Raw genomic sequence first — 23,108 nt, 5'->3', positions numbered from 1 at the left:
AGTCAAAAAGATAGACCTGACCCCTTTGGATTTGTACATTAAACAAAAAACAACTTGTTATCATGTAAATCGTAAAGATATGATTTAACTAGAGGCTCTACAAAACTGAGCTCCTGTTATATAGGGCTTACGCATACATAAAGGGATATTATTTCATGGATGAGAACCTTTTGGCTTTTCCAATTAATTACAAAGCAACATTAAAACATCTCCGTCAAGATCTTAAAGATGATTGGTTTTTTGATACCGTTAGATATGAAGATTTACTTTCGAATACTCTAGATTTACATGAGATCTTGTCTAAAAACTTGGTAGTAAATCAAGGTGAATATAAGCCTGGCCATCGAACTATGTACGATGTACCGAAAAGATCTTTAGGCCTTCGGTATTCACTGGAAACAGACTTCTACGATAGATTTCTTTACCAAGCTATTTGCACTTATCTGATCCCATTTTTTGATCCAATTTTGTCACATAGAGTGTTTAGCCATCGTTATAATAAGCATGGTAGAGAAAAGTATCTTTTTAAACACAGAATTGAGCTTTGGAATACGTTTGAAAATATCAGTTACACAGCTCTTGAAGACGATAAAACGCTACTCATAACTGATCTGTTAAATTATTTTGAACAAATATCAATTGAAGCTATTGAGCATGCGTTTATTGAAATGATGTCTGAAATTGATGCCTCTGGGGCTGAGAAAAACAATATTAGAAGTGCCATTAATACCTTGAAAGTGTTGTTGCAAAAATGGTGCTACAACGACAGGCATGGTTTACCACAAAACCGCGATGCTTCATCTTTTATAGCAAATGTTGTTTTAGATGCCGTCGATAAAAGCATGGTCAATAAAGGATATGACTACTTTAGGTATGTCGACGATATTAGGATCATTTGTAGCGATGAATTTGAGGCAAAAAGAGCTCTTAATGATCTTATTTTTGAACTGAGAAAATTAGGCTTAAACATTAATTCCAAGAAAACGGAAATACTAAGCAATAACAGTAAAAATATAGAAGAGTTTTTCCCAAGTTCTGATGAAACGATGATCCTTATTGATACCATGTGGCGCTCAAAGAGTAAAAAAGTAATTACTCGTTCCATTCCTATATTGTTTCAATTTCTGCAAAAGCAAATCCAGGATGGTGAAACGCAAAGTAGGCCTTTTAGATACTGCATAAATCGATTTAAGACATTAATCAGTTCAAATATTTTTGATTCAAAATCAATTCTAGCCGGTGAAATTGCTGATGCTTTGATAGCAGAGCTACCGCATCAAGCGGTATCTTCAGATCAGTTCAGTAAATTATTGATGGATTTAGAACTATCTAATCTACAGTGTGAAAATATCGTAGATTTTATTAAAAACAAAGATGTAGCAATACATGGGTGGCAGAATTATCACTTGATTATGCTTCTAGCTTACAAAAAGTTTAAGTCATTAGCATTGGTTGAGCACTGTAAAAATCTAGTAAATTTAGACGCTAAAAGTCCAGAATCTCCAGCATGTTTTATTTATCTTGCATCAATTGGCCTTGAGCAAGAAGTTGAAAGCTTTATCCCACTATTTAATGAGTCATGGCCTTATCAACATCAAAGGTATTTCTTTATAGCATTACAGGAGACTGAACCTAAGAAGTTTAGGCCTATATTTGACAAAATTGGTTATCGTACAAAAGGAACAGTTAAAAGAATGAAGAAAAATAAGCACTTCTCAGGAGAAACTGTTTATCTTAAAGACTTTAATACTACAGTTATTACTGAGGTCTATAACGAGTTATCGCCTTATGAGTAACCTGAAAACGCACTTTTTACTTTATCAAAAAGATTTCTCTGAAAAGGGCGGAGATCGTTATTTTCTTTACGATGGTATTGATTTCTCTGAGGTGTCGTCAGAAGAGATCATTTTGATAGAGGGGGTTATTGTTACACATGATTATTGGTTGATTTCTAGTTCGATTTACAAAAAGCATCAATCTCTTCCGAATAAAGTAATAGATGTCGTTTTATTGTCGAGAATAGTTGCTGGACACAAATCTACTCAAGGAGATGTGCAGGCTTGGGATATTTCTCAAACAATAAAGCCGTTGTTTAATGATGTTGCTGACTTTGATAAATACCTGGAAATTTTCTACAGGCGTAAAAATTTAGAATTAGATGCGTATATGCTATTTGCTCACAAGTTGGCAGATTTTTTTGGTTTAGTTTCAGATAAAGCCTTAAATGCTGGAGAAAGCACGCGTTTTTATCAGTTGGAATTGCCTATTTATAATAAGTTGACGTTAGCATCTTGTAGAGGAATTAAAATTGATAACGACCGTTTAAGAGAACATAAATGTACTTTAAAGTATGACTTTTATAGGAATCTAAAGTTATTTGCAGAGAAGCATAATGTCATGTATGCGATTCCAAATGATGGTGAAATTAAAGAAAAATTAGCAAGTTTAGGGTTTAATGTTCAAGATTATAGTACTGAATATCTACTAGATTTTTTGCCAACTAAGACAGGATATGGCAAAGATTTACGCACGCTTCAAAAGTTAAATAAGAGTTATAGGATTTTTAATTCAATTTCATCAGGGAGCAATCGTTTGAGGCCAATAGTTGAAACCTATTGGACTACAACCTCAAGAATTTATCATCGTTCTCCGAATTTACAGAATATTTCTAAAAAATACAGAGATATATTCATCGCAGATGAAGAGTTTCAGCTTTGTTATGTTGACTATGATCAGTTTGAAGTAGGTATTATGGCAGCATTATCTTCTGATCCGAAGATGATGGAAATTTATGAAAACAAAGATGCTTATGCTGATTGTGCTAAAACTATTTTTGGTGATGAGGGTAAAAGGAAAAAAGCGAAAGTTTTATTTTTATCTTATACATATGGGATGACTTTGGAGAATATTCTTAAGTCAGTTGAAGTTAATGGCGGAGACAAGAAAGCTGCTCAAAAATATTTTGCAGATTTCACGGTGTATGAGGAATGGAAAGAGAGTATATATCGGGAATATTTTGATAATGGTCGTATTTCTTCAATCTCAGGCAATTTCTTAAATAGGGGTTCTGAGGGTGAATTAACTGAGAAAGAAAAAAGATCGGCCGTAAATCATGTAATTCAAGGTACAGCAACTTTCATCTTTAAAAAAGCTTTGCTGGAGCTTTCAAATTTAAGTGGAGCTCAAATACTTATTCCTATGCATGACGCCGTACTTTTTCAATATAATAATACAGTTGATCCTAAATCTGTAATTGATATTTTTGAACTAACTATGACTGAAGTTTTGGAGAACAAAGTCAATGGAAAAGCTTCTCAAGAACCGTTTTATTTAGAGTAACTTAGTTTGTTTGATAAAGTTTTTTATCCAAAACCGACTTCAGGGTAGGGCGGCGCTGCAGAATTAACGGGTTCATGCTCTTTTCCCTCCCCCTTACCAATCCAAAACCTAGCACCTAGCACTATAGGCGTGAAATTTATTTCGCGCGATGTCTAATTTATCGGGGTCAGATCAATTCATCTGACTTCTAACGACTGATATCTAATATCTCCTTTTTTGTTCGGCGTTAAAACGCCTCCTACGACTCGAATCTCATTCCTCGCAGCTCGCCCCTAAAGCCAGTTAGTTTGTTTTCGATCATTGCGCTATAAGGTACTCAAATCTATACTTTTTTGTATCGATGTTGATTAATAATATCAGTACTTTATAAGCGAATGGAAAATCTTACTATAGCCATGGCTGGGCTTACCGCCATTATTCTTTTTATTTTTGGTCTCGAGAACTTTTCTCGGGAGATCGAGAATATATCTGGCGAGCACTTTCGTAAGTCGTTAAGTCGCGCAACGAATATTCCTATTTTTGGGGTGTTAATTGGTGCGGTGGTGACGGCTTTTATTCAATCGAGCTCTGCAACCTCGGTGATCACTATTAGCCTGGTAAATGCCGGGGTGTTAACGTTTAAAAACAGTGTTGGTATTATCTTCGGTTCGAACGTGGGCACCACCATCACGGCACAGCTGGTGGCTTTTAAGCTAACTGTGTTTGCCCCTGTGATCATTATTATTGGCTTTTTTCTGTCGCTGACTCGTAACCGTTTTTCAATATTTGGAAAGGCTATTTTCTATTTCGGCTTTGTGTTTTTTAGCCTTAATCTGATTTCTTCGTCACTTGCGCCGCTGCAAAATAACCCCGCATTAATTGAAATTTTAACGCAGCCGCAAAATCCGCTTATCGCGATTTTAGTGGGCTGTGTATTTACTGCTATGGTGCAGTCGAGCTCGGTAACAACGGGGTTGGCAATCGTATTTACACAACAAGGTATTTTGGGGCTTGAGAATGCCGTGCCACTTATTATGGGCGCGAACATTGGCACCACGGCTACAGCCATGATTGCGGTGTTTGGCATGGATATCGCCGCGAAAAAAGCCGCGCTTAGTCACTTTTTGTTTAATGTGGGTGGGGTGCTGTTGTTTCTGCCTTTCATTTTACTGTTTGGTAATAAGTTAAGTGAAATCACCATGGAGCCAGCAATTGCGTTGGCGAATATTCATTTTATTTTTAATGTGGTTGCCAGCTTGGTTTTTATTCTTTTTCTTAATCCTTTTACGCGATTTGTGGATTTTCTGCTTGGCGAAGGCAAAATGGATTTTGAACGTCTTGAGTTACCTACCTACCAAGAAGATGAAGAGTTTCAGCACGTTGTTGATAAACTAGAGTCGGGGAACCAACAACTGCTTAAGTTTTTGAAAGAGAATTACAACCAAGTCACGCTTAGCCTTGAGACAAACTTTAAGGGTATTCAAGACACCGCGCAAAAGCGCTTGGAATATGCCAGTTTTGTTGAAAAGGAATACATTACTTATTTCACGACTATTGTTAGTAAAATCAATGATGAAGAGCAGTCACGAGAATTAATGCTGCAAATTAATCGCTTTGATTATTTGTTTCAAATTCACGACTCCATCATCGATCTGTTTGAAAGCAAACGCATTATGAATGAGCAATTTATTGAGCTAAAAAGCGATATATTGATTTTGATCCGCGAACTTTCGAGCGATACGCTTACCCTGTTTACCCATACGAGTGAGCACCTTGATCAACCTAAAAATGATGAAATAGAAAAAGCAGCGAAGTCACTGCAATTGCACCTTAATCAAGCGCAGCGAAAGTTGTTAATGCTGCTCGCCGATACCAATAGAAAAGACGCTGGCGCGCTGACAAATTTTGTGACTTACTCGCAACGACTTAAAGATAAACTATTGAACTTACATAAAATGTATTCACATAAAAATGCCGAATTATAGTGTAAACATGACTCTAGCTGTGTTGAGTGAATTGATAAATGACATATGTTTGGGTATGTATTAACTGCTTTAGGTGTTTTGATTAGTAAGCTGACAGTGCGGGTATTCAAGCGTACGGAGCGCATATTCTGTACGCTTGAATCTGGCTTTATTGAATTAAGCTTACTTGTTTTACATAGGTGTCGGTTTGCAAACCAAAATGCCCTAAAACATAAGTGTAAGTGGCGTTTTCATTCCATAAACGGCTACTGTGTATACCGTACACATAACATGTGCCCGTTGAGCATACGATTTGATCAGAGTAACTCTTTATAGAATACACTTTGTCGCCCAATGCCTCGCCATAAATACTGTTGAGTAAGGGGCTACCCACCGACAAACCATAGTAACCACATGTACTATTCCACACGTTGTACGGGTAAACGCCGCAGCTTAATAAGCCGCGAGCTGCACCGGCTACACCAACGAAGGTATCAACGTATGCTGCCATGCCTAATTTATAAATTTGTTGTGCGGCCAGTGTGACTCCCATTGAATGGCCAATAATATCAATCTGACCTGTGCATGATTGGTTAATAGCCGTAAGAATGGCGTTGCGTACTGGTGTTTCTTCACTGCCATTGTGATCATTGCAACTAGCGCAAGATTTTGAGCCCCAATCTGGGGTGAAAATTTCACTACTAGCATACCCTTTTCGTTTTAATTCATTGATGGTGTTGTTCCAGCTAGAGGGGGATGCAGTGTTGCCATGCACCAGTACCACATTATCTCGACATGCTGCAAAAGCAGTTGTACACATACCCAAGCAGAGGGTAAATAAAGTGAGTAGGCGTTTCATTGAGTGTTCTCCTGTTTAACAATTACTTTACAACGTATGAAATTTAAACAGGGCTGGATATAGTACTTTCGTGCAGCAGCACTATTTCATAATATGCAATGCATGATTTTTTATTTTGCTAACCGCTAACCGCTAACCTCCCTCCCAAAACCTAATAATTTGTACTTAAAAACAACACTAAAGTTAAATAATTGTAAATATTTTCTTGCAATCGTACCTGTTTAGTCTATTTTCTGATCGGAGGTCACTCCTCCAACCTGATAGATATAATTACAATCAACAGGAACACACATGAAAATAAAAACACTCTCACTAGTGCCGGCATTAGTACTGGCCGCGGGTATGAGCCACAGCGCGTTTGCGGCGCAAGGGGTTGCATTTGTTCACGGCACAGGCCAGCAAACAGATGCATATAACGACTATTGGACAGGCAGTTTTGTTAATACGGTACGCCAAGGTTTACCAAACACCAGTAACTACACGGTGATCAATTGTGACTTTGAGCAGTATATGTGGGCCGATGGAGCCGCGGGCTGTTTAGCTGGGCAGCTAACCACATTTATAAATAATAAAAATATTACTGACTTAACACTGATCACTCATTCTAACGGTGGCAATGTGGTGCGTTGGATTTTATCAAACCCGACATGGGACAGCCGTTTTCCAAATATTATAAATAAAGTAACGCGCACTATTGCACTGGCTCCATCAAGTGGTGGTACGCCGTTGGCTGATGCGGTTGTTGCGGGCAACTCGTTTGAGCAAAGCTTAGGCTGGTTACTGGGCTATGGCAACGATGCAGTAAAACAACAACAAGTATCGTGGATGGCATCGTATAACGCTCAGTGGTTGTACGGCACACCAAACCGCCCAAGTTTACCATCTCGTTTTGAAACGGTTGTCGGCAGTGATGTTGATTCGGCTGTGTGGGATAGCGATAGTTATTGCGGCGGATACCAAAATCAAGTGGCACTTGAAGTGACACAAAATTGGTTAGACAGCTGTTCAGATGGTTTTTTAAATTGTAGCTCTCAGTCGCTAGCTGGGACGGTGTGGTTTACAGATAAATCACGCACGAAAGGCAGTGAGCCTTTAAGCCACCAGCAAAGTCGTCGCAATTGTTTTGGCTTGCCAGACATGATTAAAAATCGAATTTAGGAGCCAGACAATGATCAATAATTTAAGCAAAATATGTGCTGCAATACTGCTTGTGAGCTCTGCGGCAAATGCAAATGAGCAAACCGTTTATCAATTTCCTGAGGTTCAATCGGCGTCTGTAGCGCAGTTACAAATGCTTGAAAAAGACAGCGTAGAGTATTGGCAACGCGTGTCAGGCAAAGAGCTAAAGCGCGGTGTACCGGTGTTTGTGAACCAAGCGGAACATTTTATTCGTATCGCCCCTAAAGCGCGTTTTGAGAGCGGTGAAGTGTTTAAACCGCGCGACTTGCAGCTCGATAAGTTTTCAGTGAGTGATGCCAATGCGCAACAGCTGCCAATGCACGCTATTGCGGCGCGGGAGCAAATGCAAAATGCCGGTTTTACTGATGGCAGTGTTGGCCTTAAGCTTGGCCAAGTTAACGCTAAGGCAATGTTAAAAACAAGCCAAGCGCTTAACGACAACGACACCTACTTAGTACATGTTATTGAAAAAGGCTCGCGTAACGCCTTACATGCCAAAACGCAATTTAAAGTAAACGACCAGCAGCAGCGCGTAGGCATGCAGTTGAGTATGGGGCAAAAGCGCGTTAAAGATAACGAGGTGCAACTTAGCTTATACAGCCCTGAAGGCGAGCAACTTGATGTACGCTATGAAAATGGTGAGGCAGTTTTCACATACCCGCTTGAAACCCTCGGTGCAGCAAATGGCTATTATGAGCTTGAGGCGAATGTCGAAACAAAAGTAAATGGGCAAACTGTAAAACGCTCTATAAAAATGCCGTTTGTGAACAGTTCGCAAACCATTACTATGGATAAGGCTAAAGTTACGGCACTTGGCAACAACCAGTACCAAGCATGGGTGCCTGTGCAAGTTACTGACTCTGGACGTTACGCTATTCGTGCCACTTTAACCGGTAAAGGCGATAAGGGCGAACGCGTAAAACTAGCAACAGTAGAAGTGGCTAAGCAAATAGACAATTATGATCAATTTTTGATGCCATTTTCTGTTTCAAAAGCTGCTAAAGCCCCGTTTGAGCTGGTGGATATTGAACTTACCGACCAAACGCGAATGTTAAAGTTTGCACAGGGGCAATAAACACAACTAACCAATTTGTAAGCCGGTGCATAAACCGGCTTTTTTGTGCCTTAAGGCTGAGCTATAAAGCAAATGACCCCCCTAAGTAAGTTGATTACACCTCTTAATCACTAAAGCCATTTCAGCTGTATCAAAGTGTTTTAAGTTATTTGAAGCCGTGAAATTTATTTCGCACTAAAGGGCTAAATATCTGTTTAATAATGCGCCTTTTATGTTTAAGATAAAATTTGGACATAAAAATGTGGGACTGACAATTTTACTAAGGAAAGGGAATGCCAGGTATTTATTTAGCAGTATTGGCCAATATTGGCTTTATAGCTTTCATTGTTTTGCTCTTAACGTTACTTAAAAAAGTGACCATTAGCCCTCGTTGGTTATGCATATCATTAGTCATTTTTATCTGTTATTGCTTCGCCTTATTTAATGGTAAAGCGATTATTCCACTCGACGTATTGTTCTCAGATCTTAGGTGGAATTGGTCAGGAAAAATAGCCGCCATTATCCTATGGGGGGGTGTATTACTTGCTTTAATTCGCTTTAAAAAAGACTTTAAAATTAAAGAGGCTGGTTTTACCTTTAAGCAAAATGAAGGCTCTATTGAACCTGCGTTTATGATGATGGGTTTGTTTATTATTTTGCAGGTAGTTATCACCCTGATTTTAGGAAGCGATCCTAACTATGATCTTGAAACATTACTGTATCAAGCAGTCATCCCCGGATTTGATGAAGAGCCTATGTTTAGAGGGGTATTATTGTTTTGTTTTTCTTTAGCAGTCATATCAACGCGTTTTAACTTGCTGGGTGCGCCAATAAATGTTGCTGGTTTACTGTTGGTTTTACTATTTGGTTTAGCGCATGGGGTCATGTATAGCGAGGGAGAATGGTTTTTTTCTACCTTTAGAATCGCATTAACGAGCACCTATGGTTTTATTTTACTGTGGTTAAGAGAGCGTACAGGCAGCCTTGTATTTCCTATTTTGGCGCATAATTCGGTGAATTTAGTTGGGCAGTTAGTGTAGCCGCAACGAGATTACTGTGTTTATAGGCGCTGGGCGCGTTATTTTAACTATTCACGGTTAAGCCTCTTTTAGGGTTAACCGTGATTTGGGATGCTTTTTGTAGCCGTGAAATTTATTTAGCGCTAAAGAGTCTTAATCCGCATTTTGTGGCTTTAACGTTTAGCCTTCACCCTAGATTCTACAGCCTGTTATCTTTTAAACTGTCATAAACACATTATCTTAGAGAATACGTTGAATTACTTGGCTCATCTTTATTTAGCAAAACCAACAGCTGATTCGCATTTTGGCAATTTGCTGGGAGATTTTGGTGGGCGTAGGCATTTGGCGCAGTTACCTAAGCCCGTTAAGTTTGGCCTTGAAAATCACTACCTCGTTGATAAATTTACTGATACGCATCCACTCGTTAAAGAGGCCAAGCAGTACTTTTCACCTGCACGTAAACGCTTTGCCAGTGTTGCACTTGATGTGGCGTTTGATCATTTTTTAATTCAACATTGGTCGCGTTTTAATAGCCAACCATTGCATGACTTTAAACACATGAGTTATTCGCTTTTAAATGCGCGACGCGCCATGATGCCTTTGCGTATGCAGCATGTTGTAAAAAGCATGACTGAAAACGACTGGTTTAAAGAGTACGAAACTCTCGATGGAGTAGGTCTTGCGCTCGATAACATTGCACGACGCATTCGCTTTGCTAATAACTTTGCGGGTGCAGCTGAAGACATTGCCCGTCATTACCATGATTTAGACGCCGTGTTTTTAGCTTTCTTCCCTGAATTGGTTGAACATGTTAAACAGCAGGCGATTGAAAAGCTGTAAGCAACTATAAATACCGAATTACAACCCCCACGACGAAAGCCCTTTATACCTAGATAACAATGGCCTGCTGCTTAATCGTCGCTTTAAAATTGCGATGTGCGCAAGGTTTTTAAAAATTCACTCGTTAGTCCTCACAGCCTCCCTTAATTTAGTCATTCAATACTTTTGTAATATTTATATGGAAGGGGGGTGGCGCTTTTTATTATGTTTAGTTATTATCTATCTAAATGATAATGGTTGTTGTTTTCATGCTCATAAACATACCTTTGCCTGTAAGTTTACCTTCACTCAACGCAGTATCTTATGGGTTTTATTGACACTATTTGAGTAAGAACCTAACCGATTAAGCTGTATTTATACCCAAGAGATAGAATGACTATAATTAACCGATACCACTTGTCAGCCCTTTCAGTTGCTATTAGCACGCTTTTAACTCCTACTGTTTATGCAACAACAGCGTCACCGAATATAGAGAAAATATCTGTATCGGGTGTTAGGCAAGCGTTCCGTGGGGACATTCCTCTGAACGAACAACCACAAAGTGTTGAATTTATTTCTACTGAAAGTCTTGATGATGCGGGTGTGAACACGCTCACCGATATCTTTGATTTAACCCCAAGTATTGCTGAGCAAAATGATTTTGGCGGTTTATGGGAAAGCTTTGCTATTCGTGGATTAGTCGGTGATGAGAGTATTCCGTCAGGCTTTTTAATTAATGGTTATTCATCTGGGAGAAGCTTCAGCGGTACGCGTGATACGAGTAATATTGATTACGTAGAAGTAATGAAAGGACCGGGTTCTGAGCTTTATGGTCGTTCTGAGCCTGGCGGTACAATTAATATTATTACTAAAAAGCCACAGTTTGCACAGCATGGTTATGTAAAAGTAACGGGGGGAAGCTGGCAAAATTACCGTGCAGAAGCCGACTATACTAACGCGCTTTCAGAGCACGTTGCTTTTAGAATAAATGGGGCTGTCGAAGATGGTGAAAGTTTCCGAGACTACCATGAGTCAAGTAAAAGGGTGGTTACTCCTTCAATATTATGGTTAATTTCAGACACATCAAAGTTAAATTATGAACTTGAGTATGTCGATCAAAGCACAACCTTTGACCGCGGTATTGTTGCCATTGATGGAAAAATTGATTCATTACCCATTGAGACTTTTTTAGGTGAACCCAGTGACAAGCCAACAGAGGTCGATGCTATTTCTCATCAACTTACTTTTGAACACCAAATTGGACAGTGGTCTCTTTTGAATGGTTTTAGTTACAGTGATTCGAAATTTTTAAGTGAATCAAGTGATGCCGAACTGGCACCCAGTAGACAAGTTTATTTTAAAGATGGCGAAACATTAAGTCGGCAGCATAATCAGCGCGACTTTCAAACAGCGTATCTTTCTGCGCGAACAGAGCTTAGCGGGAGTGTTGAGCTCGCTGGTTTTACACACCATTTATTAATTGGCGCAGATGCCAGCAAGTTCGACTTTGATAAACTGTGGTATCGATACCGTCCTACACTGGAAGATACCCGTTATGCCATTAACATGTACAACCCTGTGTATGGAAAAACAGCGCCAGAAGGGTCACTTTTATATAACAGCACTGAAGTACAGCATAGCTATGGGATTTATATTCAAGATCAAATAGATGTCAGTGAGCAATGGAAAGTACAAGTAGGTGGTCGTTTTGATTGGTTTGATCAGCAAATAGATAATCATATTAATCTAAAGCAGTCTAAAAGTGATCAAAGTACATTTAGCCCGCGTGTAGGTTTAGTGTATGCCCACTCAGACAACCTGCAGTACTACACAAGTTATTCTGAAGGCTTCAGACCCAACAGTGGTTACGACAGTAACGGCGATGCATTTGAGCCTGAAGAAACCGCTTCTTTCGAGGCCGGTATCAAGTTTAATACCGATAGTGTCAGTGGTAGTTTTACAGTCTTTAGTGCTGAAAAAAGCAATATGTTAACAACAGACTTGCAAGCAGGTGTATCAACGGCGTTAGGTGAAGTGACAAGTGATGGTGTTGAGCTTGATTTACATGGTGACATGACAGACAGTATGTCATTCGATTTTGCCTATACCTACACAGATGCCAAAACAGCAAACGACACTGTTAATCCTGACTGGTGGGTAAAACTGCCAAAGGGGAGTCCGTTACTTAATATTCCTAAACACAGTGCTAATGCTCAAATAAAAAGAGATTTAAACGACTTAGTCGATTTAAATGCAACGGTTGGACTCGCTGTACAATATGTTGGTGAGAGGTTAGGTGAAACCATTGATCCTACTTATTATTTACCTTCTTACACTTTAGTAAATATGTTTGCCAAATATCATGTGAACAATGATGTAAGCATACAATTTAATGTAAATAACTTATTGGATAAAAAATATTACGCCAACTCTTATTCTGCTATTTGGACTCAGCCAGGCGAGCCAATAAATTATAAATTAAGCTTAAAATATACCTTTTAACGAGGTTGGCGCTAAGCTAAGCCCTTTACGGCTAAAGTTACGCCTACGATTATTGCAACACGTTGCTATTTAATCGTAGGCGTGAATTTACTCTGCTTACAAGGACTAATAGGCTTACCCCTTGTAACCGGTATTATATTTTAACGATTAATCATCAGGCCCTTTAAGGGTAAATACTAAGTGCCTGCGCATGTCTTTTAAAATCACGCCTTTTTTTAGCATTGCGCCACTTAGGCGCTTTTGCCACGTTAATAATTCTGGGGTTGCAGCATCGAGTGTTTGTTGGTTTTCGAACTGAAAACAAAGCAATAATGAGCCAGGAAATAAGTGATATTCAACATCAAACCAGCATTGCACCATACCTTCAAGCTCTGCGCGGCCTTGAATTTCAAGGGCATCGGCAACGTTTAATACAAGCGCTTGTTGTTTTTGTTGTACTTTAGAAAGCTTTTTCATTTAAAAACCAAAATTCAGTCGAAAAAGAGATTATACCTAAGCTTTAACGAGGCCAACAATATTTTGCAGGATTAATTCGTTTTCAGAATAAGTGCAACTAATGGTTTGTTGCTTATTCAGCAAAGACGTTACTATGCTATTTATGTAGTTAAAGGTGTGCGCAGAGTCGAGAGTCGGTCATGCTTGTATCATTTATGAGGTCGGTCGCTTATCGACAATTCTTTTCACTGTTTGTTAAAAATGATGTTATATTTGTTTTCTTACTTAAAAGTAATAAAATAATACAAATTAAATTTAACGATCAGGTTTCAAGATGACATTAAAAACAAATAGCCCGTTAGTCGAGCAGCGTGCCGACCCGTTTGTACATAAGCACAATGATGGTTTTTATTATTTTACTGGCTCTGTACCAACCTACGACCGTATTGAACTTAGAAAATCACAGACTCTCGAAGGGTTAAAAGACGCAGAAACGTTTGATATTTGGTTCAAGCACGACAGCGGCCCTATGAGCCGTCATATTTGGGCACCTGAAATCCATTATCTTGATGGAAAATGGTATATCTATTTTGCAGCCAGCCAAGAAGACGATATTTGGGCATTACGTCCTTATGTTCTTGAATGTAAAGGCCAAGATCCATTAAATGATGAATGGGTTGAGCTAGGTATGATGCAAGCAGCAGATGGCGACGATAAGTCATTTACCGATTTTTCATTAGATGCCACAATTTTTGAAAACAACGGCAAGCGTTACTGCTGTTGGGCAGAAAAAACGGGTGGTCAATTTGCTGCATCAAACTTGTATTTAGCGGAAATGGAATCGCCAATAAAACTAAAAACAACACAGTTTATGCTGACCACGCCTGACTATGATTGGGAGCGTGTTGATTTTTGGGTTAACGAAGGTCCTGCCGTACTTAAGAATAACGGTAAAATCTTCATTGCTTTTTCTGCAAGTGCAACAGGTGCATGCTACTGCATGGGTTACATGGAAGCCGATGAAAACAGCGATCTGTTAGACCGCAATTCATGGACAAAAACGCGTATGCCGGTGCTTGAGACAAGTGTTGAAAAGAGAATATTTGGTCCGGGTCATAACTGTTTTACGGTGGCCGAAGACGATAAAACACCTCTGTGTATTTACCATGCTCGTGATTACGAACACGCAGTGGGTGAACCAAGTGTTGTGCCAAAAACCGATACACGTCCGCTTGAAGAGATTGTTAAAGATCCACTCTATGATCCAAATCGACATGCGCGTGTTATGGAAGTTAACTATGACGAAAATGGCAGACCGTTATTTGCGTTGTATTAATGAGCATTACGCTAAATTCAAAGCCACCTAATTAGGTGGCTTTGTTGTCTTTATATTAAGCAACGATAGCGGGATACCAGCTTGCAAGGACTACGCCGAATAAACCGGTCAAAAATATCGCAGATATCAGTAACATTAAGCAGGCACAAGTGAGTGTTATTATTGTATGTGAGGTTTTTTTAGCTGCATATCTCACTAACTCGGCAATTAAAATAGGGAACACGTAGGAGCATAAACTAATAAAGATGACCGTTGGTCCGGTGAAAGTGGCGGTATCTATTCCCAGTGAACCAAATACGATAAACCATGCAAAAATCATCAGCCTAAAAAATAACACGCCGTTAGCAGCAAGGTATAAACGAATAGCCCATATTTGATGAGCATTGATATTACACGCTCTAGCCGTTTTTACTGCAAATATGCTCGATACAATGACCAATAAGCCTCCAAACATGGTGAGCGCATGCATCAGTGTATTACCAACAGTTCCCCTTACTATAATTAAGTACAATCCTGCGAGTGAAATACAACACGCCAATATAACAAACACATAGCCATTATAGCGGTGAAATGTTTTATATTTTGCTCTTAATGTGGGGATTAATTGCAAACTCCCGCCGATGATCATAATAACAGCCAGTAAAACATGAGCAGCGTACATGACGTTACCGGTCATATCATTTGCTATGTACGCTGTATTATTCAGGCGAGTCCACTGTGATAAACCATGAGTAATACCTGTTACTGCATAACCGAGGATGAGGTAAGTTACAAAGCAGACTTGTGCAAGGAGTAAGCAAATAAACCAGAGTTTTTTACTTGTTTCGAGTAGGTTAATAGGGGTGTGTGTTGTTGTATGGGGAGCCATGTCTCTTTCCATTTCACTTTTATAATGCCTCAAATATAAAGGGCTGCAGCTTAATTTCTTCTCAAATTCGAAATTTGAGCAATGAAATCGTGTTAATTTTTTCCTGTGTGTTGAATTAATTAGACACATTCACTAACAAAGTCTTTTTGCTAAGATGAAAGTTAGTTTGTAAGATACGTGTAACGCTCGATAATTGAATAAGCACACTCTTTTTAAAGGCATAAATGGCTATGCAAAATAATTCCTCCTATTACTTCCTTGTGATTGTTTGTATGGTGCTCATGCTGGTTAATGCATTAAAAAACGATAAGCAGCTTATTCATTATTTATTTGCGATATTTTGCGGCTCGCTGTGTATGGTGGGGGTGCAAAAGCTCAGCGCTCCTACGATTGGCGTCTATCACTATTTAATTGGGTTATTTACGTGTGCAACGTGTAATGTTTCTTGGCTAGTATCACGAACATTATTTCGTAAAAGTAAGCCTATATCAGGTGTTCATATTGCAGTTGCAGTGTCTATTGCAGGGCTGATTATGTTCAACCAAACGTGGCATTACTTAGTCAGTATCGACGCTCAACCTTTCCCCGATAGCCAGCAAATGTGGCGTTTAAAGCAAGGCATGAATGAAATAACAGTTTTACTGTCATCCAGTATTCTTGTGCTGTCATTTTGGGAAGCATTGAGGGGCTATAAACAAAAAAATGAAAGCCAAAAATTACAGGCAATTATTTTTGCTAGTAGTTACGCTTTTGCCGTTTTTAATGCCAGCATTCTGCCTAAATTCCTGTTTAGTGAAGCCGATATCAAAGCATACGAGCCGTTTATCATTACTTCTTCTGCCTTATTAATTGTGTTAGCAATGCAGGTTGTCATGGTTTTACAAAGTAGAGATAAAACGCATTGCTGTAATCAAACTGAAAGCGAAACAAGCGATGAAGTGAATCGTGTTAAAGTTGATGAGCCATTTGAGGAAATGGATATATCACCAAAGCTCATTAAAGGGATAAACCAATTGATTAATGAGCAGCAATTATACCTACAAAGTAACTTAAAAATTTCAGATCTTGCGCAAGCCCTTTCAGTGCCAGAGTACAAAATAAGTCGCGCAATTCGACATTATTACAAAGTAGCTAACTTTAATTTATTTATTAATCAGTATCGGGTTAAGCATGCTCAGGCCTTATTACTAAAAGATGAAGCACGGCACTGGAGCATTTTGAGTATTGCATTGGAAAGTGGTTTTTCTTCTTTGGCTACGTTTAATCGTGTGTTCAAAAGCATCGTGGGCGTGATCCCAAATGAGTTTAGAAAACAAAATGATAAGGTGCAAAATTCAAGTTTACCTGAGCTTGCTGAGTAGATGAGTGAGTTTTTCCTCCTTTTATTTTTGTTGATTTTTTTTGCAATTATTTAATGCAAACGTGTGTATCCATTTAAAAAATACCCCTCAAGTGTTCACCTAAAGGGCACTCATACAAGGCACTCATACAGGGCTTTTTAGTGCATTTAACTACGTCTATTGCAGTGTATTAACAGCTTTACGACGATTGTTTTTGTATGTTTAAGGCCAAAAAACTCCACGATTGATTACCTAGTTTCAATTGTTACGTTCCCTTTTTCAAGGTCAAACCTTGATGGTTTGAGCTCGTTTAATTTACTGATTTATTGCAACTTGATAAGCAAACACACGAAACAGCGTTATACTTTTTAATACTAATTTCGTTTTTTACAATTTGGCATACTATTTTATGGTGATAGGCACAAAACTCAGAAAGCAATTATTACTGGCTTTTACAGCAGCCTGCATCGCTATTCTTAGTGCGCAAACGATTATTCGGCATTTTTGGATATTGCCTACCTTTGAAATGATGGCTAAACAAAATGATCGGATAGACATCCAGCGAGTTGAATCTCAGCTTCAACAGCAAATAGATGCGTTATCGAAAATGGTATTCGATAGTGCAGCATGGGATAGCATGTACGATGCAGCCAAAAACCGCCGTACAGCGTGGTTCAACAATGATTATGTAATAGCGGATGCACTTGAGCGTTTAGACGTTAATGGTTGGTATCTTTACGACACCAACGCGACGATCATTGGCGGAGGAAGCTTTGATAATAATTATCAACCTTACTCACCAGACATACTCGAAGTACCTCAACACCTTTTAGACAATGATTTAATTATTTTACCTGAAGAGATCATCGCAGATTCAAAAGCCATGACCTCTAAAATTCACTTTTTAAAAATTAATGAGTTACCTGCAGTGACGGTTGCTTATAACGTGACTAAATCAGATGGAACAGGTTCTCCTGTTGGTACGCTATTATTGTGGAGCTTTATTGATAAAGAATTTATTGAAAACCTCACCCCTGGCTTAGCTGACGATATTACGTATTACCAAGGTGAAAAAGCACAGGCTTTAAATGCGTACATCACGTCGTTTTTTGGCCATGAAAATACCGTTAATACGCCGATAGAGCATGACAAAAAGCTTTATATAGGAGTGCAAGATAAACACGCTAACTTGCTATTTGTTTTGTCTATTCCAATGCGTGAACGCACCTATGATAGAAGTTTATTTGACAGTTCTTTGATCACGGGGCTGCTTATATCGGGCTCGGTATTTATGTTGTTTTATTTATATATTAATCAGCAGTTACTGCGGCCATTGTCAGAAATGTTTGTGTCGGTGAGCAGTGCGCTTAATCATAAAGATTTCACTGTGCGCGCAGAATATAAAGGCGACAATGAGCTTCATCAGTTAGGTCGGGGGATGAATGAGCTATTTATGCTAATTGAAACTCAGCGAGCAGAAATTATAGAGCGACACGAAAAGTTAAGGCATATAAGCAACACCGATGCGATGACAAGCTTGGCAAATCGTCGTGCGCTGGATACTCACTTAGAAACGCTTGCGAATGACCCTGAGAATATAAACGAAAACGTGTCGTTGATCGTTGCTGATATCGATCACTTTAAACTTTATAATGATTATTACGGCCATGACCAAGGTGATAAAGCGCTTTGTAAAGTGGCTCAAGTTCTAAAAGCATTTACAAAACGAGGAACTGACTTTGTTGCACGTTATGGCGGCGAAGAGTTTGTTATTGTGCTTAGTAACACTGATGCGCAAGCAGCACTCGCTGTCGCTGAAACACTTCGTAAAGCAATAGAGTCTGCTGCCATTGTGCATGAGGGGCGAAAGGACGTTAAATTTGTAACATTATCGATTGGCATTGCTAGTAAACCTGTATCACAGCAGTTTGACTCAAATACACTGTTTAAGCAGGCTGATGAAGCGCTATACCAGGCAAAAGCCCAAGGCCGAAATTGTTGTGTGTTAAGTCGCTAATTTTATAATATTTATTGCTGTAATATAATTATAAAAACACGCCTTTTTGTAGTGGTAGGCTCTCCCTATTTATACATCTGTTTACAGAGCTTATACATTTTTGTTTTTAATTTTTTACATGTGAATTAATCTTAATGCTCAAATATGTAATTTAATAATACTATTAGAGAAGGGATTTGTTTTATGTATAAAGTGACACAAAAATCTAAAAAAACTTCACTACTGCAGTGGGGGTTTGCTTTGTTAGGAGCGCTATCCTGTTATTCAGTGCAGGCTGAAGATTGCAATGCTATGCCTGAATCGGGTCAATTGTATTCTGTTATTAACCGAGGCTCTGGCTTAGCGTTAGATATTAATACGACTGATTCGGGAGCTGCACCTAATGTCATAACGTATGACTATTGGGGGGGCAATAATCAAAAGTTTCAATTTATTAAAGAGAGTGATGGCTATTGGATTATCCGCTCTAAGTACAACAATAAAGTGTTAGATGTGCTTGATTCGTCTCAGTCTAATGGAGCAAACGTTATTGTTTATGATGATTGGCAGGGCGCAAATCAACGCTGGCAACTTAAAGCATCGTCATCAGGCGGATTTAATATTACGAATAAGCTAACGAATAAGTCATTGACTGTGGCAGGGTCAAGCAATGCGGCTAATGTTTATCAAAATGATGACGCAGGTGTCAGTTCTCAAAGATGGTTCATAAACCCTGTTGATGCAACATGTGGCAGCAGCAGTGGCGGCGGCAGCCAACCAACGCCAAGTAATTTAGTGGGATTTGCTGCACAACCAGGCCAAGATGGCTTATCAACAACGACGGGTGGCGGTAATGCAACACCTATTACGGTAACAAGCTGTAACGCGTTAAATACGGCGTTAAGCTCGACATCTCCTGCGGTGATCCACATACCTGATAACACGACGATTAACTGCCAGACCAGTAATAGAACTGTGCAGGCATGTCCCTTAGACTGTGGTCAATGGAACGATTACGGTAAAACATGGTACCGAGTGCCTGTTGGGAATCAAAGCTGTAGTGAATTGGGCAGCTCTTCAAATTCACCGGTTAATGTGACGCGTAATGAACGCCGTATTATTGTTCAGTCTAATAAAACGTTACAAGGTTTAGGTAAAAACTCAAAAATAGTGGGTGCCAGCCTCGTTATAAGCAAGCAACGAAATATTATTATTAAAAACGTCATGCTCGAAAACATTAATCCTGCACTTGTAGAAGCGGGCGATGGTATTTCAATTGATGATAGTAGCCATGTTTGGATTGATCATATGGCCTTTAACAAAATAAGTGATGGCTATATCGATATTGATAATAGTCAGAATATTACCCTGAGTTGGAATCGCTTCTATGGTTATAACACCCAAGTTTGCGCTAATCAGCATTGGTACACTCATTTATTCAGAAACTCTCAGGTGACTGCTCATCACAATTTTTGGGATACAGCAGCAGGGCGAAACCCTAAAATAGATGGCTATAATTCACGCGTTCATATGTTTAATAATTACTGGAAAAACATTACTTATTTTGCAATTAGTGCGAGTGATGGTGCTGAAGTACTTGTTGAGAACAATTATTTTGAAAACTCAGCAAAGCCTCATTGGAATCAAGGCTCTGGATATTTTAGTGCCTCAGGAAACATTTACACAGGACGTTCAGCAACAGATCAATATCGTGATAGTGGTGCAACGGTCTTTAGTGATGTGCAGCTTTACCCATATCGATTAGACAGTGCAAATACTTTGGGCAGCCAAGTAGATGGAGGAACGGGCCCTCAATAGATTCAGAGCCCGTTTTATTGCTCAGTGAATGTTTTTAACATGCGCTGAGCAAGTTTATTACAGTGCGACTAAGCTCTGTTCAAGCATGGCTTTTATTTGTGCAACGATTTTGGCTTCTGTTTCGGGCTCAAATTGTGCGATACGTGGCGTATGAATATGACCCGTTGGAATGTCTGAATTAAGCTCATCGCGTAGGCGAATACTCCGGTACGAAATTTCGTTTGATAGGTAGCCACCACCGCCACCTTTAACCGCAATTGCACCTTCAAGCTCTTTCAGTGATTGTGGTTCAAATGCTTTTTCAAGAGTGACCACTTTATGATTGTCGTTGATTGTGAATGGGCCTTTCGCTTTTTGCATATGCTCTACAGGTAGGCTGAAAGTCACAAATTCATTACCCGGCAATGGGCGGTCGTGAAGGTGTGATATTTTTGGTGCAGTTGCAGTACCGCCATACACTATATTCGCATTGTCTGGCGCAGTGACGCTACGGCGTTTACCCGGAAAGCGTTCAAGATCAAAATCTTTACTGCCCATGCTGATCGTAGCAATCATATCAACATTATTCAGCGCATAATATGGTGCAAGTAATGATTCAATAATACCTTGATCAAAGTCTTCATAGCGTACCGGCACCATTACCGTGTTTATTTCGGCACTAATACCTTGATAGCTAATCACTTGACCATCTAACAAAAGCGCTGCCACACCCGATGGGTTACTTTGGTTAATGTTTTTATCAAGTAAAAAGGGATCAAAGCCGGTAATTAAGATCTTTTTGTCGGTTTTTTTGCTGTAATCAAGATCGGTGCGACCACGGCTGCCATTTTCAAGCATGATTAATAATGCGGTTTGTTCGCTGTCTGTGATGGCAAACTGTGGTTTGCTGGTACGCATCACTTTGCTTGAAAGGAGGCGTGCCCAATATAGTTCGCGGTCATCAAAGCTATTTGTTTTGCTGATACGTGCTTTTGCATTGCGCCAAAGTTGTTTTGAATAATCATCTATAAGATCACTTGCTTGCTGGTAGCTCGACACCGCCTGCCAGTCTTTTTCAAATTGCGCGACCTCTTTCGAAAAAGCAGCTAACACTGTTGGCATGGCTTTTGTCGCTTTTTCGATACGAAGCTCTTCAACAGTTAGCTCTGCTGCAAACGCAGTAAATGATGAGGCAATAAGGCTGGTTGCAAGTAAAACGTTTTTCATAGTTATCCTGTTAAGTTACAGCAAGTTTTTAGACTAAGTTAACTATCCTATGGATAAAAGCCCAGCGCAAATAAAATCGTTCAGTGCCGCTATTGCCTACATTCAGACAAAAAAGCGTGCGTGCAACTATCTTAGGATCAGTTTTGTTTGTTTACTCTGTGAGTCTGAAAGCAGCTTTCGGTACTTGGCAGGTGTAATGTGCATAATCGCTTTGAACTCTTTAATAAAATGCGGCTGATCGGTAAAGCCACACGCTTGCGCTATATCGGCAAAACTCATAGAAGGGTGATCTTTTATGGCTTGTTTGGCCATTTTTACGCGATAAATGCGTTCAAAATACTTAGGTGTTACTCCGCACTGGTTTTTAACTTGTCGTTCAAGTTGTCTTTGACTGAGTGGTGCTCGCTGATAGGCGGTTTCGAGTGGGGTTAAATTAATTAGGTTACGAATTAAGTGCTTAGAGTGCTCAGTTCCGCGATTAATCACTTTGGGTAGGGTTAAGTACTCGCTTAAAAGAGCCACAAAAGCACTAAGGCTTGGGTCTTTTTTAAGGCCTGTTGCTATTGTATTGAGTGACTCAACGTTAACTAAAGAATGTGTTGTGGCGTGCAGCTGCGGCAGTATTGTGGGATTAAAACGTATGCCGCAAAATCGTGCCTCTTTTGAAAAACTCAATTTTGATGCATGTGTCGATGTTTGCTGAAAAGCATAGGGTGGGGCGACTGGCTGATCATCAAGAAAAAGCTCACCAGCCACAGGAAAAATAACCCCAGTTGCCCCATCGCACGCGAGCCATTGGTCACCCTCTGAATGCGCCGAAGCACACCAGATAGCTTGAATAATTTCGGCTATGTCACCTTGTGGCGTCATGAGCTCAAGTGTTAAATGATTATTCATTAAACTCGACATCAGGTTTAAATGTTTTCACTATACGATTCCAGCTATTAATTGCATTAATGGCAACCGTTAATGCAACAAGCCCTTGCGCTGAAAATGCGTCAGTCAGTGTTTGATAGAAAGTATCATCAATTGGTTGTGCTTGTGTCAATTTTTCGCACAGTTTTAACGCAAGGCGCTCATGCTCAGTATAAAGCGGCATGTCTTGCCAAGCACTTAAACCAATAATGCGATTAGGTAATTCGCCATACTCGCGTGCTTGTTTAGTATGCATTGCAATACAAAAAGCACATTGATTAAGCTGCGATACCCTCAGTTTTATTAGCTCCCATATTGTTAAGCCGAAAGTCGCTTCGGCAGCATTTTTAATTAATGATTCTTGGTTAATAAGGTGCTTTATAAGCACGGGGCATGAAGAAAGATAATTAGCACGTTTCATAACGGTTCCTTTTTGAATGTTATTTGTCTACAGTCATTCGCACCCGATTTTTAATCCTG

Annotated in this window: 18 protein-coding genes; 12 read left to right on the top strand and 6 right to left on the bottom strand. The window is 39.4% G+C overall.

Features of this window, described 5'->3' with window-relative positions; genetic code table 11:
• The first annotated feature begins 155 nt into the window (after positions 1 to 155).
• The 3 genes from H3302_RS11430 (at position 156) to H3302_RS11420 (ending at position 5,303) form a co-directional block, all read left to right on the top strand.
• On the top strand, positions 156 to 1,796 hold the full coding sequence (locus H3302_RS11430; RefSeq protein WP_182395297.1) for an RNA-directed DNA polymerase: 1,641 nt from the start codon (positions 156 to 158) through the stop codon (positions 1,794 to 1,796).
• Positions 1,789 to 3,339 carry a DNA polymerase gene (locus H3302_RS11425; protein ID WP_182395295.1) on the top strand — a complete coding sequence of 517 codons (1,551 nt, stop codon included), beginning with the start codon at positions 1,789 to 1,791 and terminating at the stop codon, positions 3,337 to 3,339. Before H3302_RS11430 ends, H3302_RS11425 begins: the two co-directional genes overlap by 8 nt.
• A 374-nt stretch (positions 3,340 to 3,713) precedes the next feature.
• Entirely contained in the window at positions 3,714 to 5,303 is a 1,590-nt protein-coding gene (locus H3302_RS11420) for a Na/Pi cotransporter family protein (protein WP_182395293.1), read from the top strand.
• 148 nt (positions 5,304 to 5,451) lie between these two features.
• Here the strand turns inward: H3302_RS11420 and H3302_RS11415 are convergent, their stop codons facing one another.
• Positions 5,452 to 6,141 carry an alpha/beta fold hydrolase gene (locus H3302_RS11415; RefSeq protein WP_036966687.1) on the bottom strand — a complete coding sequence of 230 codons (690 nt, stop codon included), beginning with the start codon at positions 6,139 to 6,141 and terminating at the stop codon, positions 5,452 to 5,454.
• A 291-nt stretch (positions 6,142 to 6,432) separates the two neighbouring features.
• On the opposite strand from H3302_RS11415, the gene H3302_RS11410 reads away from it, so the two are divergent.
• The 5 genes from H3302_RS11410 to H3302_RS11390 all read left to right on the top strand — a co-directional run bounded on the left by H3302_RS11410 (position 6,433) and on the right by H3302_RS11390 (position 12,714).
• Positions 6,433 to 7,299, top strand: a complete 867-nt coding sequence (locus tag H3302_RS11410) for a hypothetical protein (protein ID WP_074989025.1) — start codon at positions 6,433 to 6,435, stop codon at positions 7,297 to 7,299.
• 10 nt (positions 7,300 to 7,309) lie between these two features.
• A complete protein-coding gene (locus H3302_RS11405) occupies positions 7,310 to 8,395 on the top strand; it encodes a DUF4785 domain-containing protein (RefSeq protein WP_182395290.1) in 1,086 nt (361 codons plus the stop codon).
• A 272-nt stretch (positions 8,396 to 8,667) separates the two neighbouring features.
• Positions 8,668 to 9,414 carry a type II CAAX prenyl endopeptidase Rce1 family protein gene (locus H3302_RS11400; protein WP_182395288.1) on the top strand — a complete coding sequence of 249 codons (747 nt, stop codon included), beginning with the start codon at positions 8,668 to 8,670 and terminating at the stop codon, positions 9,412 to 9,414.
• A gap of 231 nt (positions 9,415 to 9,645) precedes the next feature.
• Positions 9,646 to 10,233 (top strand): ACP phosphodiesterase, encoded by a 588-nt coding sequence (locus H3302_RS11395; RefSeq protein WP_065978629.1) that lies wholly within the window; start codon positions 9,646 to 9,648, stop codon positions 10,231 to 10,233.
• Between the two features lie 372 nt (positions 10,234 to 10,605).
• On the top strand, positions 10,606 to 12,714 hold the full coding sequence (locus H3302_RS11390) for a TonB-dependent siderophore receptor (protein WP_182395286.1): 2,109 nt from the start codon (positions 10,606 to 10,608) through the stop codon (positions 12,712 to 12,714).
• A gap of 147 nt (positions 12,715 to 12,861) precedes the next feature.
• On the opposite strand, the gene H3302_RS11385 is transcribed toward H3302_RS11390, so the two are convergent.
• Positions 12,862 to 13,170 carry a hypothetical protein gene (locus H3302_RS11385; RefSeq protein ID WP_036966705.1) on the bottom strand — a complete coding sequence of 103 codons (309 nt, stop codon included), beginning with the start codon at positions 13,168 to 13,170 and terminating at the stop codon, positions 12,862 to 12,864.
• A gap of 313 nt (positions 13,171 to 13,483) precedes the next feature.
• Between H3302_RS11385 and H3302_RS11380 the strand changes: the two genes are divergently transcribed.
• Positions 13,484 to 14,485 carry a family 43 glycosylhydrolase gene (locus H3302_RS11380; RefSeq protein WP_075593783.1) on the top strand — a complete coding sequence of 334 codons (1,002 nt, stop codon included), beginning with the start codon at positions 13,484 to 13,486 and terminating at the stop codon, positions 14,483 to 14,485.
• Between the two features lie 55 nt (positions 14,486 to 14,540).
• On the opposite strand, the gene H3302_RS11375 is transcribed toward H3302_RS11380, so the two are convergent.
• Positions 14,541 to 15,353, bottom strand: a complete 813-nt coding sequence (locus H3302_RS11375) for a DUF2306 domain-containing protein (protein WP_182395283.1) — start codon at positions 15,351 to 15,353, stop codon at positions 14,541 to 14,543.
• A 230-nt stretch (positions 15,354 to 15,583) separates the two neighbouring features.
• On the opposite strand from H3302_RS11375, the gene H3302_RS11370 reads away from it, so the two are divergent.
• The 3 genes from H3302_RS11370 to H3302_RS11360 all read left to right on the top strand — a co-directional run bounded on the left by H3302_RS11370 (position 15,584) and on the right by H3302_RS11360 (position 20,507).
• Complete coding sequence (locus H3302_RS11370) at positions 15,584 to 16,714, top strand: AraC family transcriptional regulator (RefSeq protein WP_259369855.1); 1,131 nt, start codon at positions 15,584 to 15,586, stop codon at positions 16,712 to 16,714.
• Positions 16,715 to 17,102: 388 nt separating this feature from the next.
• Positions 17,103 to 18,710 (top strand): diguanylate cyclase domain-containing protein, encoded by a 1,608-nt coding sequence (locus H3302_RS11365; RefSeq protein WP_182395281.1) that lies wholly within the window; start codon positions 17,103 to 17,105, stop codon positions 18,708 to 18,710.
• A 183-nt stretch (positions 18,711 to 18,893) separates the two neighbouring features.
• Positions 18,894 to 20,507 carry an RICIN domain-containing protein gene (locus tag H3302_RS11360; protein WP_182395269.1) on the top strand — a complete coding sequence of 538 codons (1,614 nt, stop codon included), beginning with the start codon at positions 18,894 to 18,896 and terminating at the stop codon, positions 20,505 to 20,507.
• A gap of 57 nt (positions 20,508 to 20,564) precedes the next feature.
• Here the strand turns inward: H3302_RS11360 and H3302_RS11355 are convergent, their stop codons facing one another.
• From H3302_RS11355 to H3302_RS11345, 3 genes are all read right to left on the bottom strand, one after another.
• On the bottom strand, positions 20,565 to 21,713 hold the full coding sequence (locus tag H3302_RS11355) for a hypothetical protein (RefSeq protein ID WP_182395267.1): 1,149 nt from the start codon (positions 21,711 to 21,713) through the stop codon (positions 20,565 to 20,567).
• 126 nt (positions 21,714 to 21,839) lie between these two features.
• Positions 21,840 to 22,610 carry an AraC family transcriptional regulator gene (locus tag H3302_RS11350; RefSeq protein WP_182395265.1) on the bottom strand — a complete coding sequence of 257 codons (771 nt, stop codon included), beginning with the start codon at positions 22,608 to 22,610 and terminating at the stop codon, positions 21,840 to 21,842.
• Complete coding sequence (locus H3302_RS11345) at positions 22,603 to 23,049, bottom strand: carboxymuconolactone decarboxylase family protein (protein ID WP_036966718.1); 447 nt, start codon at positions 23,047 to 23,049, stop codon at positions 22,603 to 22,605. The genes H3302_RS11350 and H3302_RS11345 overlap by 8 nt, the downstream gene beginning before the upstream one ends.
• Positions 23,050 to 23,108: the final 59 nt, after the last annotated feature.

Origin of the sequence: Pseudoalteromonas sp. MT33b (genome assembly GCF_014117385.1) — a bacterium.
Lineage (GTDB): Bacteria > Pseudomonadota > Gammaproteobacteria > Enterobacterales > Alteromonadaceae > Pseudoalteromonas > Pseudoalteromonas lipolytica.
The sequence above is the reverse complement of the archived record's forward strand: the minus strand, read 5'-3'. Positions and strand labels throughout refer to the sequence as shown.

What these genes read in the sequence shown, in the direction of transcription:
- H3302_RS11420 (WP_182395293.1), top strand. Translation starts at nt 3,714, where the DNA reads ATGGAAAATCTTACTATAGCCATGGCTGGGCTTACCGCCATTATTCTT.
- H3302_RS11430 (WP_182395297.1), top strand. Translation starts at nt 156, where the DNA reads ATGGATGAGAACCTTTTGGCTTTTCCAATTAATTACAAAGCAACATTA.
- H3302_RS11380 (WP_075593783.1), top strand. Translation starts at nt 13,484, where the DNA reads ATGACATTAAAAACAAATAGCCCGTTAGTCGAGCAGCGTGCCGACCCG.
- H3302_RS11390 (WP_182395286.1), top strand. Translation starts at nt 10,606, where the DNA reads ATGACTATAATTAACCGATACCACTTGTCAGCCCTTTCAGTTGCTATT.
- H3302_RS11375 (WP_182395283.1), bottom strand. Translation starts at nt 15,353, where the DNA reads ATGGCTCCCCATACAACAACACACACCCCTATTAACCTACTCGAAACA.
- H3302_RS11355 (WP_182395267.1), bottom strand. Translation starts at nt 21,713, where the DNA reads ATGAAAAACGTTTTACTTGCAACCAGCCTTATTGCCTCATCATTTACT.
- H3302_RS11400 (WP_182395288.1), top strand. Translation starts at nt 8,668, where the DNA reads ATGCCAGGTATTTATTTAGCAGTATTGGCCAATATTGGCTTTATAGCT.
- H3302_RS11345 (WP_036966718.1), bottom strand. Translation starts at nt 23,049, where the DNA reads ATGAAACGTGCTAATTATCTTTCTTCATGCCCCGTGCTTATAAAGCAC.
- H3302_RS11410 (WP_074989025.1), top strand. Translation starts at nt 6,433, where the DNA reads ATGAAAATAAAAACACTCTCACTAGTGCCGGCATTAGTACTGGCCGCG.
- H3302_RS11350 (WP_182395265.1), bottom strand. Translation starts at nt 22,610, where the DNA reads ATGAATAATCATTTAACACTTGAGCTCATGACGCCACAAGGTGACATA.
- H3302_RS11425 (WP_182395295.1), top strand. Translation starts at nt 1,789, where the DNA reads ATGAGTAACCTGAAAACGCACTTTTTACTTTATCAAAAAGATTTCTCT.
- H3302_RS11385 (WP_036966705.1), bottom strand. Translation starts at nt 13,170, where the DNA reads ATGAAAAAGCTTTCTAAAGTACAACAAAAACAACAAGCGCTTGTATTA.
- H3302_RS11365 (WP_182395281.1), top strand. Translation starts at nt 17,103, where the DNA reads ATGGTGATAGGCACAAAACTCAGAAAGCAATTATTACTGGCTTTTACA.
- H3302_RS11370 (WP_259369855.1), top strand. Translation starts at nt 15,584, where the DNA reads ATGCAAAATAATTCCTCCTATTACTTCCTTGTGATTGTTTGTATGGTG.
- H3302_RS11405 (WP_182395290.1), top strand. Translation starts at nt 7,310, where the DNA reads ATGATCAATAATTTAAGCAAAATATGTGCTGCAATACTGCTTGTGAGC.
- H3302_RS11360 (WP_182395269.1), top strand. Translation starts at nt 18,894, where the DNA reads ATGTATAAAGTGACACAAAAATCTAAAAAAACTTCACTACTGCAGTGG.
- H3302_RS11415 (WP_036966687.1), bottom strand. Translation starts at nt 6,141, where the DNA reads ATGAAACGCCTACTCACTTTATTTACCCTCTGCTTGGGTATGTGTACA.